Raw genomic sequence first — 15,769 nt, forward strand, 5'->3', positions numbered from 1 at the left:
ACCCCGAAGATCAATAACGATTACCGGGTCGCCTCAAGAATTTTCAACAACAGCGAATGTACTTTTGGTTCCCTGAAGAGCTCCATATCCTTCAAATCCGCAACTCTGGCGCGGAACGAGGCGATATCCGGATGCTCTTCCACGATCATGCCTTTATCCTTCAGCAGTTTCAAACGGGCCCCGTCCTTGTCACGATTGTCCTTTCTCTGAAAACGGGCTGCCTCCAGCATGGCCCCGGTTATCATTTTCCTTTCTGATGTTTTCAGGCTTTTCCACCAGACCAGGGAGGCCACATCGATATGGGGGAATAGACATGACGGGTCAGTGTCATATATTTTTGGATTTCATAAAATTTATAAACCTCCATGACCCAGAGCGGATTCTCCTGCCCATCAATTACCCCTTGCTCAAGCTCAGTATAAATGGGCCAGGGCATGGGAGTGGGGTTAGCTCCCAGAGCCTGCCAGATGGCTTTATGCAGAGCGGAAGCCATAACACGGATCTTCAATCCTTTTATATCCGCCGCCGTCTTGACTGCATGTCTGTTATTCGTCAGGTTTCGAAAACCATTCTCCGAAAAACAGAGCCCCTTGAAACCGACACTTTCCAGATCATTAAGGATTTCCTTACCCAGGGGGCCGTCAAGGACCATATCAGCCTGGGCTGCATCTTTAAAAAGGAAGGGATAATTGACAACGCGGACAATGGGGTCAAATGTGTCAAAAGGGCCAGCAGTAATAACACCCATCTGCACGGTGTTCATCTGAATCTGCTGGAGAATTTCCGTCTCATTACCAATGGATTTGGAATGGTAAACCGTAACCTTGAAAGCCCCGTCTGAACGCTGCTCCACAAGTTCCTTAAACTTTGCCGCCACAATATTCTGAGCTGAACCGGGTTTGGTCACCACCCCGAGTTTTATTGTCTGTACACCAAAAGAGCTTTGAACAAGAACAAAAGAAAGAAACACACAGCAAAGACAAATGATTTTTTTCATGAAGTGCTCCAATAGCGTTATGTTTGATCAAAAGCTTCAGATTGTGGCGGAGGGACAGGGATTCGAACCCTGGGTGGAGTCACCCCCACAACGGTTTTCGAGACCGTCCCGTTCAGCCGCTCCGGCATCCCTCCGTTCGGTCTATTGATACCTGTAAATGGAATATTCGTCAAGGTACTTGAGCAGGTGTTTGCCCTCTGTCTTTTCACTTGCTTTTCCGCAAAGGGGCAAAACTCAGCTATCTGATGCCGAAGTTTAATAAAATCCTTCGAACAATGTGCAAAGAAGGGAAACTGGATCGGGTCAGGGCCAGGTAAAACGAGCTGTTCAATCTTGATGGACTCGTAAAAACTCCGATCTACTGCGTTGTGGGGTGATCGTGTAATGCTCGACGTACTCTATGTACGCCTGCGCTTACACGACACCGCCACGCCTTGTATATCGAAGTTTTTCCAGAGTCCATCTGGGAACGTTGAACGACTTTTTACGAGATCATCAATCTTTAAAGATCACATTACAATGTCCTGGCTTTGAAGGTATTACACCTGCCGATATCACCACCGGAGTATCCCTGTTTGAACCAGCGCATCCGCTGGGCTGAGCTGCCATGGGTAAAAGAATCCGGAGTCACATATCCTCTGGCCTGTTTCTGCAGCCGGTCATCACCAATATTGCTCGCCGCATTCAGGGCCTCTTCAATATCACCGGCCTCAAGCATACCGAACATTTTATCGGCATGATTGGTCCAGACCCCGGCAAAGCAATCTGCCTGCAACTCCAGGCGGACAGAAACCCTGTTAAACTCTTTTTTTGACAGTTTACGGCGAAGAGCGTGCACCTTGTCGCTGATCCCGAGAAGCTTCTGGACATGGTGGCCGATTTCGTGGGCCACGACATAGGCCCTGGCAAAATCACCGGGAGAATGCATTTTCACCTGCAGATCTTTATAAAATGACAGATCAATATATACCTTTTGATCACCCGGACAGTAAAAGGGTCCCATGGCAGCCTGGGCATACCCACAGGCGGATTCAACCGCTCCACTGAACAGGACAAGCTCCGGCTCCCTGTACGATTTACCCATCCCATGAAAGATATTTCTCCATACATCTTCCGTATCAGCCAGAACAACGGAAACAAACTCCGCCTGTTCCTGTTCCCGGGGACCGGCCTGGTACGACTCTGTTCGTGACGTCGCGGGACGGTTCTGCTGTATTGAATTCCCCATATTAAGTATTGTAGACGGGTCAATACCAAAATACATGCCCACCAGTGCCAGCAACAGAATTCCAATCCCGCCGCCTTTGGCACTCCGTCCAATTCTGATACCGCGACGATCTTCTATATTGCTGCTTCTCCGCCTGTCTTTCCAGCGCATGGGTTTTAACTCCTCTTTTTTTCTCAGTTGTGTCAGTACAGACCCAAGCAAAGTTGATAAAAAGTATTCTTATCCCATGAGAATGATTTTCTCAAGTAAGTTTGCCAGAGAAAAATGGCAATTATCGATTCATTGTTTTATATATCCCTGCATGATTACACCTGCTCAAGGTGGCCTCAAGTACATTCACTCTTACATTGTGGATCAGTCCCATGAAGAAAAAACAACAAAACACAAAATGCAAAAATTACAAAACAATCGCCTTTCAGGGTATGGCAGGAGCCTACTCCGACCTTGCCTGCAGACAAGCCTATCCCGATCTGGAAACCGTCCCCTGTGTTTCCTTTGAGGCAGCCTTTCGGGCAGTAAAGGAAGAAAAAGCGGACTTGGCCATGATTCCTGTTGACAATACCCTGGCGGGGAGGGTTGCCGATGTCCATTATCTGATACTCAACGGGGAACTCTCCATTATAGGCGAGCACTTCCAACTTATCCGTCACTGCCTTCTTGGCCTTCCAGGAGCTACGGTCACAGAATTGACCGACATACACAGCCATGTTCATGCCATCCCCCAGTGCAGGAAAATCATAGCAGAGCTGAACCTGGAAAAACATGTGGTGGCCGATACAGCCAAAGGCGCTTCCGATATAAGAAAATGGAATGACAGAACCCAGGCCGCAATCGGCTCGGAGCTGGCAGCAAAGATCTACAATCTTGCCATCTTACGAAAAGATATCCAGGATGAATCCCATAATACAACCCGCTTCCTGGTTTTTTCCGGAAACAGCGACGTGCCGATCCGCCAGAACGAAAAAAACTATATCACCAGCTTTATTTTTGAAGTCAGGAATATCCCGGCAGCCCTTTACAAGGCCCTGGGAGGATTTGCCACTAATGGTGTGCAGATGGTAAAACTCGAAAGCTACGTGGACAAATATTTCCATGTTGCCCGTTTTTATGCCGATGTGGAAGGACATATCGACGAACGTTCCCTTCGCCTTGCCTTTGAGGAACTGCGCTTTTTTTCCAAAAGAGTCACTCTCCTGGGAACTTATCCGGCCCACCCGTTCAGAAAAAAAGTACACGGAAGTGAATGACGGGTATTATCCACCCATCATATTGGGAAGAACAGTCACAATCTGGGGAACAGCAACTATCATCCCAAGTCCGGCCAGGAGCAGCATGAAAAATGGTACAGCCGCATAGGCCACCTTCAAAATATTCAGACCGGTCAGTCCCTGGATGACAAAAAGATTAAACCCCACAGGCGGTGTTATCTGGGACATCTCCACCACAATAACCACGAAAATCCCGAACCAGAGGGGGTCTATCCCCACCTGCTCGATCATAGGCATGATAACCGAAGTAGTTAGAACCACGACAGAAATACCATCCAGGAAGCAACCGAGAATAATAAAAAATATGGTCAGCGCACCCAGCAGTGCATACGGAGACAGATGCAGGGTTCCGATCCAGGCGGCCAGCATCTTGGGAATACCCGTAAACCCCATGGCAACAGTCAAAAAGGCGGCCCCGGCAAGGATAAAAGCAATCATGCAGGACGTCTTTGTTGCCCCAAGTAAACCTTCCAGGAAATTTTCCCTGGTAAGCGTCCCCGTGTACCATGAAAGAACCAGAGCCAGCAGCACCCCGACTGCCGCAGCATCCGTCGGGGAGGCAAGGCCGGTATAAATGGAACCGATGACTCCACCGATAAGAAGGGACACCGGAATCAGTCGTCTGGCACGATTGATTTTCTCCTTCAATGGCAGGGTAGCCTCACCGGCCGGAATGGCATCCCGGTGCAGCAGGGACCAGATAACAACATACCCCACAAAGAGCACCATCAGCAGAATACCGGGTAGAACACCTGCAATAAACAGTCTGGCGATGGACTGTTCCGTGGCAACACCGTAAACAATAAGGATGATTGACGGGGGAATAAGCAGCCCCAGGGTTGCGGACCCTGCCAGGGTGCCGATGATCATATTCTGCGGATACTTGCGTTTTGCCAGCTCAGGAATAGACATCTTACCAATTGTCGCTGCTGTCGCCGCAGATGAGCCGGAAACAGCTGCAAAGATACCGCAACCGAAAATATTTACATGCAGCAGTCGACCGGGAAGATAGGTGAGCCAGGGAGCCAGTCCGGCAAACATATCCTCCGCCAGCCGTGATCTGAACAGAATTTCCCCCATCCAGATAAAAAGCGGCAGGGCAGCCAGGGCCCAGCCATTGCTTGCACCCCAGACCGTCGTTGCCAGCACGTCTCCAAGAGGTGCTTCAGTGAAGAGGGCCATTCCTGCCATACCAACCGCCATCAGGGAAAAAGCCACCCAGATACCACTGCTGAGCAGGAAAAAGAAAAGCAACAACAGACAGATGGTCATTGTAATTTCAGACATGGACTTTCTCTCTTACCTCAATCCTTCACTCTCGGTGCCTCGTATCTTCAGTAAGATTGCCAATTGCAGGATTGAGGTTTTATCATTTTTCAACCGGAACAACGGTATCCTGTTCATCATCGACAAGGAGTTTTTCTCCTTTGCCTGCATAGCTTGGTTCTTTTCCGGAAAGAATGGAAAACAGTTCCTCAACAAGCGCAAGGGAAAGAACCAGCAGCCCCAGCAGCATGGCGGACTGCGGAATCCAGATCGGCACGGCTACCATACCTGGCGACAGATCATGATACTTGTATGACTCCCAGGCAAGAGCAGCTGTGTACCAGGAAAAATACACTGTAATAGAGGCTGCAACGAGCACGCACCAGAATTCCACGGCCCTTCTTATTCCAGAAGGCAGACGACCGATCACCAGAGTCACCCGGATATGTCCCCTTCTCTCAAAGTATAGGCAAGGGAGAAAAAGGAGGCCGCCGCCAGCAGAAAACCGGTGAAATCAGCATAAGATGGAATGGTCAGGCCGATAGCCGTTCCGGTGAGGAGAATACTGATCTTATCCAGCAGGTTCAGAAAAACCTGACCGACCACAAGCAGGGCAATAGCCGCGATACAGGATGCCGCAAACCAGCAACTCCCTTTATATAGTTTATCTAACATTTGCCGCATACCGCCCCCTTTTTACCACCTCAATCCTGCCCTTCGACAGGTAGCGTAGGCTCCAACCTTGCCAATTACAGGATTGAGGCACCACTGTATACGATATTCACCAAAGATCAGTCCATGTAAAGTGACAATACGGTGGTATTTCCGGAATTACTGCCTGTATGCTTTGAGAAGAGCCGCACCTTCATTCCCTGCGGCCTTTTTCCACTCTTCAAGCATGGATGCACCGACTTTTTTCAGTCCGCTCATCAATTCTGCACTGGGAGTAACTATTTTCATTCCATTGTCCTGCAGAATTTTTGTTTTTGCCGCTGTTTCCTTTTTACTCATCTCCCAACCTCTTTTTTCGGCGGCAGCAGCTGCAGCAAAGACAGCATCACGGGTTTTTTCATCCAGTTTTCTCAGAGCTTTTTTGCTGACGACCACTATGTTTTTGGGCAGCCAGGCCTGAATATCTGTATAGTACTGGACAAAATCCCATGCTTTGGAATTCGCCCCGGTGGAAGGTGAGGTTATCATGGCCTCAACCCGGCCTGTTGCAAAAGCCTGTGGAATATCTGGAACTTCCACCTGTGTTGGTGCGGCACCCACTTTTTTGGCGAATGTTTCAAGGGTCGCATTATACGCACGAAACTTGATTCCCTTCAGGTCATCGACCGTTTTGATTTCCTTTTTCGTATACAGTCCCTGAGGTGGCCAGGGAACTGAAAACAGGGGAACAAGCCCCTGTCTGTCGAGCAATTTTGCAATAACACCCTTCTGGGCCGCCCAGAGCTTTGCCGCATCATCATAATTTGTGGCAAGAAACGGCTGAGAATCCGCACCAAAAACTGCATGTTCGTTGGAAAGTCTGGAAAGAAAAAACTCACCGATAGGCACCTGGCCACTGCGAACCGCATTTTTTATCTCAGGATGTTTAAACAGTGATCCCGCAGAATGCACCTTAATGGTTAATTTACCACCTGTAGCCTTTTCAACATCTTTGGCAAATTCAATAATATTCCTGGTGTGAAATGTCTTGTCGGGATAGGGTGTCGGCATATCCCATGTCACTGCCATTGAGCTTCCGGCAATACTGAGTCCAAATGCTGCCCCGGCCAATACACCAACTACCTTGTTTCGCAATTTCATTCCGTCTCCTCCTGTAGATGAGTTAGCCCGCATTTCTCATGAACATTGTGTCAATTTTGAGATTAGCTGTAGAATACAAATAATTAGACAACTATCAGTAGTCGAACAAAATTGACACAATGTTCACCCAAGGTCAGCCCAGGCGACGCCATCTTCTGCAATATTTCAACAGTAAATATAGGCCACTATTATTTACTCTTGAAAATTTTGTAGCTGACGCCGCCTGAACTGATGAAAAATGCGGGTTAGAGCGTATTCCTACACCCCTTTCCTTCTTCCTGAAATCAACATCTTGAATCAGACGTAAATCTCATTTTTACATAACATTGGTATTGACATCTTTCAATAACGCTGGCATTATGCCACAATAAAGACATTTTGTCGACATAAAATCAACATAAAGTTGATTTTTTATTTTGCCTGTCTTGGCACCCGAAAATCTCTTGTTCAATGAGGAGCAAACAATGACACAATGGCAAATCTGGATAGACCGTGGTGGAACTTTTACGGATATTGTTGCCAAGCGACCTGATAACACACTTGTCACCCATAAACTTCTCTCCGAAAATCCTGAAAAATACAGAGATGCGGCAATCCAGGGAATACGGGAACTACTTCAACTCAACCCGGAAGAACCTTTACCCGAAGGATTAATCGATACTGTTAAAATGGGGACAACGGTTGCCACAAACGCCCTGTTGGAAAGAAAAGGTGAACGTACCTTACTGGTCATTACCAGGGGATTTGGTGACGCTCTCCGCATTGGCTACCAGACCAGACCGGACCTTTTCGCCCGCCACATTATCCTGCCGGAAATGCTCTACGAGGAAGTCCTGGAAGTCGAGGAGCGTCTCTCCGCCCATGGAGACTGCATAACTCCATTGGATACAAAAAGTGCTGAAAACGGACTGAAAAAAGCATATAAAAAGGGTATACGTTCTGTGGCCATCGTCCTGATGCATGGTTATCGCTACCCTGATCATGAACAACAGCTGGCAGAGATTGCCAGAGAAATCGGTTTTACACAAATCTCCCAAAGCCACCAGGTCAGCCCGTTGATGAAACTGGTCTCCAGGGGTGATACAACAGTGGTTGACGCCTACCTCTCTCCCATCCTTCGACGTTATGTCAACCAGGTGGAAGAGCGCTTAAAAAACAAATCCCGTCATGAAGGTCCCAAGCTGATGTTCATGCAGTCCAGTGGAGGTCTCACCGATGCCCATCTCTTCCAAGGCAAAGATGCCATTCTTTCCGGCCCGGCGGGGGAGTTGTCGGTATGGTCAAAACAGCGGCCATGAGTGGACTGACGAAACTCATCGGTTTTGATATGGGCGGCACATCTACAGATGTTGCCCACTATAATGGTGAATATGAGCGCAGTTTTGAAACAACTGTGGCGGGTGTTCGGATGCGGGCTCCCATGATGCACATCCATACCGTTGCCGCTGGCGGGGGTCTGTTCTTCACTTTGACGGTTCCCGCTATCGAGTCGGTCCCGATTCCGCCGGAGCCAACCCGGGACCTGCCTGTTATCGCCGTGGTGGCCCCCTTACCGTCACCGACTGCAATGTCATGCTGGGCAAGATACAGCCAAGCTTTTTCCCCAGCCTGTTTGGGCCGGAATCCAACCTTCCACTGGATGCTGAAACGGTTCACAGAAAATTCCTGGATCTTGCGGATGAAATTGCAAAAGCAACCGGAACCACTCCCCCGTCCCCGGAAAAAGTTGCCGAAGGATTCTTACAAATTGCCGTGGAAAACATGGCCAATGCCATAAAAAAAATATCTGTGCAGCGGGGATATGATGTCACCGACTACACCCTCAACTGTTTCGGCGGAGCCGGTGGCCAGCATGCCTGCCCGGTGGCCGATGCCCTCGGTATGAAACAGGTTTTTCTCCATCCCTTTGCGGGAGTTCTCTCGGCGTACGGCATGGGACTTGCCGATATAAGTGCCCTGAAAGAAGTGCATATTGAACAGATATTTACGAAAGATTCCATAGAAATGCTCTCAGAGGCCTGCAAGCCACTTATGGCAGAAACACGCTCTGAACTTCTGGCCCAGAATATTGAGAGTGCACAGATTTCCTTCATCCGAAAGGCTCATCTCCGCTACGAAGGAACCGACAGCCCCCTCCTTATTGATGTGGACAGTTTTTTCGATATGAAAAACAATTTTGAAGCGGCCCATAAACAGCGTTTTGGCTTTATTGCTCCGGAAAGAGCGCTGGTTATTGAAGCACTTTCCGTGGAAGCAGTAGGTTTGACGGAATCCCTGGTTGACCCGCCGGAGCCGGTGCCGGCTAATATTCCGCCTCTGCTGCCCAGAGAAACCCGCACCATTTTCAGTGAGGGTGAATGGAAAAAATGTCCCCTTATCATGCGGGATGAACTGGTGGTCGGCCATAAGGTGACCGGACCGGCCATTCTAGTGGAAACTACGGGTACCGTTGTTGTGGAGGAAGGATGGTCTGCCGAAATTAATGAACGAAGACACCTGATCCTGAAAAGATATAAAGAACGACCCGGTGGACGTGCCATCGGCACCGAAGCAGATCCGGTCATGCTGGAAATTTTCAATAATCTCTTTATGTCCATCGCCGAACAGATGGGAGCCACCCTTGCCAACACTTCCTATTCTGTCAATATCAAGGAGCGGCTGGACTTTTCCTGCGCTCTCTTCGATCCCGAAGGCAGCCTGGTAGCCAACGCTCCCCATGTCCCCGTCCACCTGGGTTCCATGGGAGAATCTATCAAAACCGTGATCCGGGAAAACAGAAAAACAATGCAGCCCGGTGATGTCTATATGCTGAACGCACCGTACAACGGTGGCACCCATCTACCGGATGTCACGGTCATCACACCTGTTTTTTCGAGTAATGGCCAGGAAGTACTTTTTTATGTGGGCTCCCGTGGACATCATGCGGATATCGGTGGCAGAACCCCGGGATCCTCACCACCTGACAGCCGCCATATCGAGGAGGAAGGCGTTCTGATAGACAATTTTCTGCTGGTGAAAAAAGGCAGACTCAGGGAAAAGGAAACAAGAAAACTCCTGGGTTCAGGGCGTTATCCCTGCAGGAACATTGATCAGAACATGGCTGACCTGGCCGCCCAGATCGCCGCTAACGAAACCGGTGTCCGGGAATTGCGAAAAATGGTCAGAACCTACGGCCTTGAAGTTGTCCATGCTTATATGAAACATGTTCAGGACAACGCGGAAGAATCGGTGCGCCGGGTTCTCGATGTCCTGAAAGACAGCAGTTTCACCTATAACATGGACAACAACTGCAAAATTCAGGTGAATATCAAAGTGAATCGGAAAAAGAGAGAGGCCACTATCGATTTCACCGGCACTTCTCCCCAGAACGAGGGAAATTACAATGCCCCCACTGCCGTCTGCAAGGCTGCTGTACTGTATGTATTCCGAACCCTGGTCAATGACAATATTCCACTGAACGAGGGTTGTCTCAAACCACTGCGCCTTATCATTCCACCGAAAACAATGATCAGCCCGGAATATCCGGCAGCTGTGATATCCGGTAATACCGAGGTTTCCCAGGCCATCACCGATGCCCTTTTCGGGGCACTGGGCATTCTTGCCGCCTCCCAGGGAACCATGAACAATTTTGTCTACGGCAACGAAATCCATCAAAACTACGAAACCATCTGCGGCGGCACCGGCGCAGGCCCGGACCATCCCGGCACCAGTGCCGTACACAGCCATATGACCAATACCCGCATGACCGACCCGGAGGTTGTTGAATGGCGTTTTCCGGTGCGGGTTGAATCTTTTTCAATCCGACGCGGGTCAGGTGGAAGGGGCAGATTTGATGGTGGAGATGGCGTTGTCAGGAAAATACGCTTTCTGGAACCCATGACTGCAACAATTCTTTCCTCACGCCGCCAGACCGAGCCCTATGGTCTAGAAGGTGGCGGGGCCGGAAAAAAAGGACAGAACCTGGTCACAAGAAAAGACGGTACAACGCTCACATTGGCGGGCAATGATGAAATCCATATGGAAAAAGATGATATTTTCACCATAAAAACACCGGGAGGCGGAGGATATGGAAAGATCTGATATTTTCCATAAACACTACTGATCAAAAAATGAACCTTCATTCAGTCCAGAGACTGGATTCCTTGTCCGCATTATGGTAATGTCCCTATACTTTTTGCCTAAATCCTGCACTTCTGGAATAAAGAAAAAATTTTTATACTATATAAACAAATAATTATCATATCGTAGTAAGAGCTGTACTGCTCATTATCCGAGTGAGATTGTTTTTTCTTTATTCCCTCGCCCTGCGGGATTGGCAATTTTATCGAATTTGCTTCGTTATCAGGGACTTGAAGTATGTTAATACGTCTGCGCCCTTGATGCCTCGCATCTCCGACAAACTTGCCAATTACAGGATTTAGTTTTTACCTAAAGTAATACCATAATCCGGTACTTTGACGGATTTGCCGACAATGCGAGGCGGCGGACGCTCATCATGCGGCTGCAGGACAGGCAAAACCGGAAAAGAAGACAATTATTTGCGGTTGTCAGCGGGATGAATGGTAATACGGTTTTGTGACGTTACTCGAAATTTTTCCAAGGAGACTTCAATGAAAACCCCAGTACGTGTAGCAATAACCGGTGCCGCCGGACAGATCAGTTATTCCCTTATTTTTCGAATTGCGGCAGGAGACATGCTTGGCAAGGATCAGCCTGTCATTCTCCAGCTTCTGGAAATTCCCCCGCAATGGGTGCTCTTGAAGGTGTTGTCATGGAGCTGAATGACTGTGCCTTTCCCCTGGTGGACTCCATTATCACCACGGATGATCCCAATGTGGCTTTCAAAGATACCGATTACGCCCTGCTTGTTGGCTCCAAGCCACGTGGACCCGGCATGGAGCGTGCCGACCTGCTGAAGGACAATGGCGCGATCTTCACCATCCAGGGCAAAGCATTGAACGACAATGCCAGTCGTGATGTAAAAGTCCTTGTTGTCGGGAACCCCGCCAATACCAACGCGTTCATTGCCATGAAAAATGCTCCGGATCTCAACCCGAAGAATTTTACTTCCATGATGCGCCTTGACCACAACCGGTCCCTTTCCCAGATTGCCGATAAAACCGGCAGCCACTCCACCAGGGTCAAGCAAATGGTGGTTTGGGGTAATCATTCCGCCACCCAATATCCTGATATCAGTTTTGCCACGGTAGACGGCAAACCGGTTAAAGAGGTAGTAGACAACGACTGGTACGTGAATGACTTTATCCCCACTGTACAGCAGCGAGGTGCAGCAATTATCAAGGCACGTGGCGCATCCAGTGCCGCATCAGCCGCATCAGCCGCCATTGACCATATGAGAAGCTGGGCCCTCGGTTCTGACGGAGGCTGGGTCAGCATGGGTGTTTTCAGCAAGGGAAACAGCTACGGTATAGACGAAGACCTGATGTTTGCCCTTCCCGTTACCTGTGAAAATGGCGAATGGAAAGAGATCACCGGCCTTGAGATCAATGATTTCTCCCGAGAGATGATTTCCAAGACCGAGCAGGAGCTCATCTCAGAGAGAGAAGCTGTAGCGGGTCTGCTGTAATCTGATACACAAAGTAATGAAAACCTGGCTGCGGCAGAAAAACCTCTGAGGGCGGGATTTTCAGATAAAACTATTGTGACCAAAAAGCCGGATCTGATAATTGATGATCTCGTAAAAAGTCGTTCAACGTTCCCAGATGGACTCTGGAAAAACTTCGATATACAAGGCGTGGCGGTGTCGTGTAAGCGCAGGCGTACATATGGTACGTCGAGCATTACACGATCACCCCACAACGCAGTAGATCGGAGTTTTTACGAGTCCATCATAATTCAGATCCGGCTTTTTGCGTTTACCTGTCGAAAAAACATGGGCTACATGAGCTCTACGATTCTCCTGCCATATTCATTTTTCAGGCTATCCAGGTAATCCGCATCCACCTGCCCCTTCCAGGTCCTGATATTGTAAAAACGTTTAGGTATAGAAAAATTCTCTGGCTTAAATCCCGTTTTTGCCCGAACCTGCCAACGCAACCGGCGAATATGTTCAGCCGTCTCTCCGACCTGTCCGGCAAGCGTGGAAAACCCGACACTCTCCAAACATTCGGCCAATAAATCTTCTTTGTAGACTGACCGGGCAAAGAGACAGGCAACCATGGAAGTCAGAAAAACCCGTGCAGGCTCGTCATTTATAAGAAAATCAACTGCTTTTCCAACATCTTTTTCGCTTACCTTCTGGTCATACCCGTAGGCGCCTGTATCGAGGTGAGAGTGACGAAACCCCAGGGTCTGGGCGGCAAAAAAGAGTTCCCCTGTGGCGTAACCGGCCATCTCCTGGCCAAGGACACATCCGAATTCTTCCCCACCGTAAACCGCAGCGGCTTTCAGGGTACCCTGCCCAAGCAGCCGATAAAACTCATTACCACCTCTGCCGAGATATCGTGCGGCCTCACGGAAGCCTTTCCCGTCCCCGAATCGTAGATCTACCAGGGTTTCTTTTCTCGAAATGAACCCTTTTTCCGTGGCCTCGGCAGCCCAGGCAAGGGCAACACCACCTGACATGGCATCCAGACAACTTTTCTCCATTTCATCAAGAATACGGAGGATATCAAAAGGTTTCACAACTCCCAGCATGGTACCCAGGGCAAAAATCGGTTCGTAATCATAAGATACCTGGTGGAAGTGATAGCGATTGTCCCGAGCCATTTTTTCCCGAATAAAACCCACGTGAATACACCCCACCGGACACCCCGAGCAGGCCCCGTTTTTCAACAGTGCCTCGTCTGCAAAAACTTTACCGGTTATTCCCGCTATGGCGGAATCGCTGGTTTTCCTGAGATTTTCCCAGGGAAGAGAAGAGATAGCATTCAGCTTTTCCAGGTTGGCAGGTGTACCGAGGTTATGGTATTTCCGCATCATATCCGTGGCAGTAACTCTGGCATAGACATCCTTGTAAAGCCGGGGATACGCTTTGCCGGCAGGTATTGTAAAATCACTGTCTCCGTGAATGATGATCGCCTTGATGTTTTTCGCACCAAGGGCTGCACCACCACCCATCCGGCCGAAATGACGGAAGGTATCAACATTGACACAGGCCATGGCGAGGCCAGCTTCACCCGCAGGACCAATCCGCAGGATCGAGCGATGACCACTGCCTTTTTTATGCATGCGCCGGATAAGTCTGCCTGTGCTTTCACTGTCCATACCCGCCATGAATTCCACATCCTGCAGTTCAAGGGAATGTGCGCTGATGCTGAGACAGCTCTGACGGTCGGCACATCCGCGGATTACCAGACCATCCAGATCGGAAAAGCGCAGGGACAGGGCCAGTCGCCCTCCCGCATGGCTCTCGGTATATTCATTGTGATACCCTGACTTGAAAGCGAAGACGGTTTTGCTCATCAGGGGGAAATACCCGGTCAGGGGGCCAATGGCGAAAATCAGCGGCTGGGACGGATCATCCCAGTCAAGTTCCGGTTGACCATATTTATTATAGAGCAATGCTGCCAGACCCGAACCACCAGCAACCTCATTGCGGCCGTCGAGCAGAACAATTTTACCCCTGCCATTGGACGCGTCCACCAGCAACACTCGAAATTCTTCCCGTATCATGTTTGCACCTCCGGCACTGCTGCAACTTCCCGCATTTCCAGACAGTTCTGAGGACAGAAATCCACACAGACACCACAGTGAATACAGACGTAGACATTGCCCTCCCGATCCCGTGACACGGCGTCAACCGGACAGGCGTCTGCACAATTTCCACATCGAATACAGAGTTTTTTCTTAAAAATTACACCTCCACCCCGTCGTCCGCTGAACGCTGCGGTAGGGCAGACTTCGGTGCAGGGAGCAGGATCACATGCCAGGCAACGATCGGCAATGAAACCCGAGGTCAGTCCTCCGGATGAATGGATACGAATCCCGGTACAATTCCAGGATATTTTCTTATAAACAGTACGGGCACAGGCCAGGCTGCACGACTGGCAGCCGATACACTGGTCCATCCTGGGGTTTGTCAGCTGTTTCATATTAATTTCAATCCTCCTCAAGCCTAACCCTTCACTCCTAACACCTCACACCTCACACCTCACACCTCACACCTCACACCTCACTGTAAAAAAATCAAGAGAGAATAACAATAATATGCTACATTGCTTTTCCATTAAATAGATAGTTCATCTTTCCCTGCATCACTGGAGCACCATATGTTTGATATATTTTTCACCTCGGTTTTCTGGCTCAACCTGTTTTCAGTGACCCTGATCCAGATTGCCCTGGGGGCCGACAACCTGATCATTATTTCCATCCTTGCCAACAAACTTCCGGTCAATCAACGGAAAAAAGCAATAAACCTCGGATTGATACTTGCCATGTTTTTCCGTATCATTCTGCTTTCCATGGTCAGCTGGATCCTCAAATACGCAACTGATGTCTTTTTTCATCTTGACCTGAAACTGCCCTTCGGCTCAACCATTGAGGGCGCTCTCAGCTGGAAGGCCATCATTCTCTTTATCGGTGGCCTCTTTCTGATCTGGAAAGGGGTCAAGGAACTCCGTCACAAATCCAAAGGTATTGAGCAGGAAGTGAAATCCGTCGCTAATTTCTACCAAGTGCTGGCCATCATTGTCGGCATGAATGTTCTTTTTTCCGTGGACTCCATCCTCACCGTTGTCGGTATGACCGACATCTTCATGGTCATGGTCGGCTCCGTGGTCATCTCCGTTGGCATCATGCTCTTTTTTGCAGGTACAATTTCCGACTATATGACGGAAAACCCGGATTTTGAGATCCTGGGTCTCTTCGTCCTTCTCCTCATCGGCTTCGTCCTGATTCTGGAGGGGGGTCATGTGGCCCATCTTACCGTCAACGGCAGTGCCTTTCCCTATATCCCTCAATGGATCGTTATTTTCATCCTGATGCTGATGTTTACCGTCGATCTCTACCAGAACTGGCTTGAACGAAAAAGAGAACAGAATCCGATCCAACTGCGCAGAAGAAAAAACGTGACCTCCCCGGACAAGAGGTAAGAAGCACGGAATACAACCTAAATCCTGCACTTCGGGAATAAAGAAAAATATTTTTACTGTATAAACAGGTAATTATCATGTCGTAGCACGGGTTGTACTACTCACTATCCAAATGAGATTGTTTTTTCTTTATTCCCTTGCCCTG

Annotated in this window: 9 protein-coding genes, 1 tRNA gene and 3 pseudogenes; 4 read left to right on the forward strand and 9 right to left on the reverse strand. The window is 49.1% G+C overall.

The window, feature by feature from the left end; translation table 11 throughout:
• Nucleotides 1-20: 20 nt before the first annotated feature.
• The 3 genes and pseudogenes from LO777_RS15290 to ypfJ form a co-directional block, all read right to left on the reverse strand.
• Nucleotides 21-997 (reverse strand): annotated as a pseudogene (locus LO777_RS15290) (TRAP transporter substrate-binding protein).
• 44 nt (nucleotides 998-1,041) lie between these two features.
• A tRNA-Ser gene (locus LO777_RS15295) sits at nucleotides 1,042-1,131 on the reverse strand.
• 380 nt (nucleotides 1,132-1,511) lie between these two features.
• Complete coding sequence (gene ypfJ, locus LO777_RS15300; protein WP_228854726.1) at nucleotides 1,512-2,375, reverse strand: KPN_02809 family neutral zinc metallopeptidase; 864 nt, start codon at nucleotides 2,373-2,375, stop codon at nucleotides 1,512-1,514.
• Nucleotides 2,376-2,587: 212 nt separating this feature from the next.
• Between ypfJ and LO777_RS15305 the strand changes: the two genes are divergently transcribed.
• Nucleotides 2,588-3,472 (forward strand): prephenate dehydratase, encoded by an 885-nt coding sequence (locus tag LO777_RS15305; RefSeq protein ID WP_228854727.1) that lies wholly within the window; start codon nucleotides 2,588-2,590, stop codon nucleotides 3,470-3,472.
• Nucleotides 3,473-3,478: 6 nt separating this feature from the next.
• On the opposite strand, the gene LO777_RS15310 is transcribed toward LO777_RS15305, so the two are convergent.
• The 4 genes from LO777_RS15310 to LO777_RS15325 all read right to left on the reverse strand — a co-directional run bounded on the left by LO777_RS15310 (nucleotide 3,479) and on the right by LO777_RS15325 (nucleotide 6,571).
• On the reverse strand, nucleotides 3,479-4,780 hold the full coding sequence (locus LO777_RS15310; RefSeq protein WP_228854728.1) for a TRAP transporter large permease: 1,302 nt from the start codon (nucleotides 4,778-4,780) through the stop codon (nucleotides 3,479-3,481).
• A gap of 82 nt (nucleotides 4,781-4,862) precedes the next feature.
• On the reverse strand, nucleotides 4,863-5,198 hold the full coding sequence (locus LO777_RS15315; RefSeq protein WP_228854729.1) for a TRAP transporter small permease: 336 nt from the start codon (nucleotides 5,196-5,198) through the stop codon (nucleotides 4,863-4,865).
• Complete coding sequence (locus LO777_RS15320) at nucleotides 5,195-5,434, reverse strand: hypothetical protein (RefSeq protein ID WP_228854730.1); 240 nt, start codon at nucleotides 5,432-5,434, stop codon at nucleotides 5,195-5,197. Before LO777_RS15320 ends, LO777_RS15315 begins: the two co-directional genes overlap by 4 nt.
• A 156-nt stretch (nucleotides 5,435-5,590) precedes the next feature.
• The gene (locus LO777_RS15325) at nucleotides 5,591-6,571 is read right to left on the reverse strand and encodes a TRAP transporter substrate-binding protein (RefSeq protein WP_228854731.1); all 981 of its coding nucleotides are present in this window, start codon (nucleotides 6,569-6,571) and stop codon (nucleotides 5,591-5,593) included.
• Nucleotides 6,572-7,035: 464 nt separating this feature from the next.
• On the opposite strand from LO777_RS15325, the pseudogene LO777_RS21190 reads away from it, so the two are divergent.
• A pseudogene (locus LO777_RS21190) lies at nucleotides 7,036-10,651 on the forward strand (hydantoinase B/oxoprolinase family protein).
• 530 nt (nucleotides 10,652-11,181) lie between these two features.
• Nucleotides 11,182-12,158, forward strand: a pseudogene (locus LO777_RS15340) (malate dehydrogenase).
• 311 nt (nucleotides 12,159-12,469) lie between these two features.
• Here the strand turns inward: LO777_RS15340 and LO777_RS15345 are convergent.
• Entirely contained in the window at nucleotides 12,470-14,206 is a 1,737-nt protein-coding gene (locus tag LO777_RS15345) for an aldehyde ferredoxin oxidoreductase N-terminal domain-containing protein (protein ID WP_228854732.1), read from the reverse strand.
• Nucleotides 14,203-14,625 carry a 4Fe-4S binding protein gene (locus LO777_RS15350; RefSeq protein WP_329955602.1) on the reverse strand — a complete coding sequence of 141 codons (423 nt, stop codon included), beginning with the start codon at nucleotides 14,623-14,625 and terminating at the stop codon, nucleotides 14,203-14,205. Before LO777_RS15350 ends, LO777_RS15345 begins: the two co-directional genes overlap by 4 nt.
• A 177-nt stretch (nucleotides 14,626-14,802) precedes the next feature.
• Here LO777_RS15350 and LO777_RS15355 point away from each other — a divergent pair, with 177 nt between their 5' ends.
• Nucleotides 14,803-15,624, forward strand: coding sequence for a TerC family protein (locus tag LO777_RS15355; RefSeq protein WP_228854733.1), 822 nt, complete (start codon nucleotides 14,803-14,805; stop codon nucleotides 15,622-15,624).
• The last annotated feature ends 145 nt before the right edge of the window (nucleotides 15,625-15,769 follow it).

This window comes from Desulfomarina profundi, from assembly GCF_019703855.1.
Classification (GTDB): domain Bacteria; phylum Desulfobacterota; class Desulfobulbia; order Desulfobulbales; family Desulfocapsaceae; genus Desulfomarina; species Desulfomarina profundi.

Coding starts and splice junctions, on each gene's coding strand:
- ypfJ (WP_228854726.1), bottom strand. CDS start 2,375: ATGCGCTGGAAAGACAGGCGGAGAAGCAGCAATATAGAAGATCGTCGC.
- LO777_RS15305 (WP_228854727.1), top strand. CDS start 2,588: ATGAAGAAAAAACAACAAAACACAAAATGCAAAAATTACAAAACAATC.
- LO777_RS15310 (WP_228854728.1), bottom strand. CDS start 4,780: ATGTCTGAAATTACAATGACCATCTGTCTGTTGTTGCTTTTCTTTTTC.
- LO777_RS15320 (WP_228854730.1), bottom strand. CDS start 5,434: ATGTTAGATAAACTATATAAAGGGAGTTGCTGGTTTGCGGCATCCTGT.
- LO777_RS15325 (WP_228854731.1), bottom strand. CDS start 6,571: ATGAAATTGCGAAACAAGGTAGTTGGTGTATTGGCCGGGGCAGCATTT.
- LO777_RS15345 (WP_228854732.1), bottom strand. CDS start 14,206: ATGATACGGGAAGAATTTCGAGTGTTGCTGGTGGACGCGTCCAATGGC.
- LO777_RS15350 (WP_329955602.1), bottom strand. CDS start 14,625: ATGAAACAGCTGACAAACCCCAGGATGGACCAGTGTATCGGCTGCCAG.
- LO777_RS15355 (WP_228854733.1), top strand. CDS start 14,803: ATGTTTGATATATTTTTCACCTCGGTTTTCTGGCTCAACCTGTTTTCA.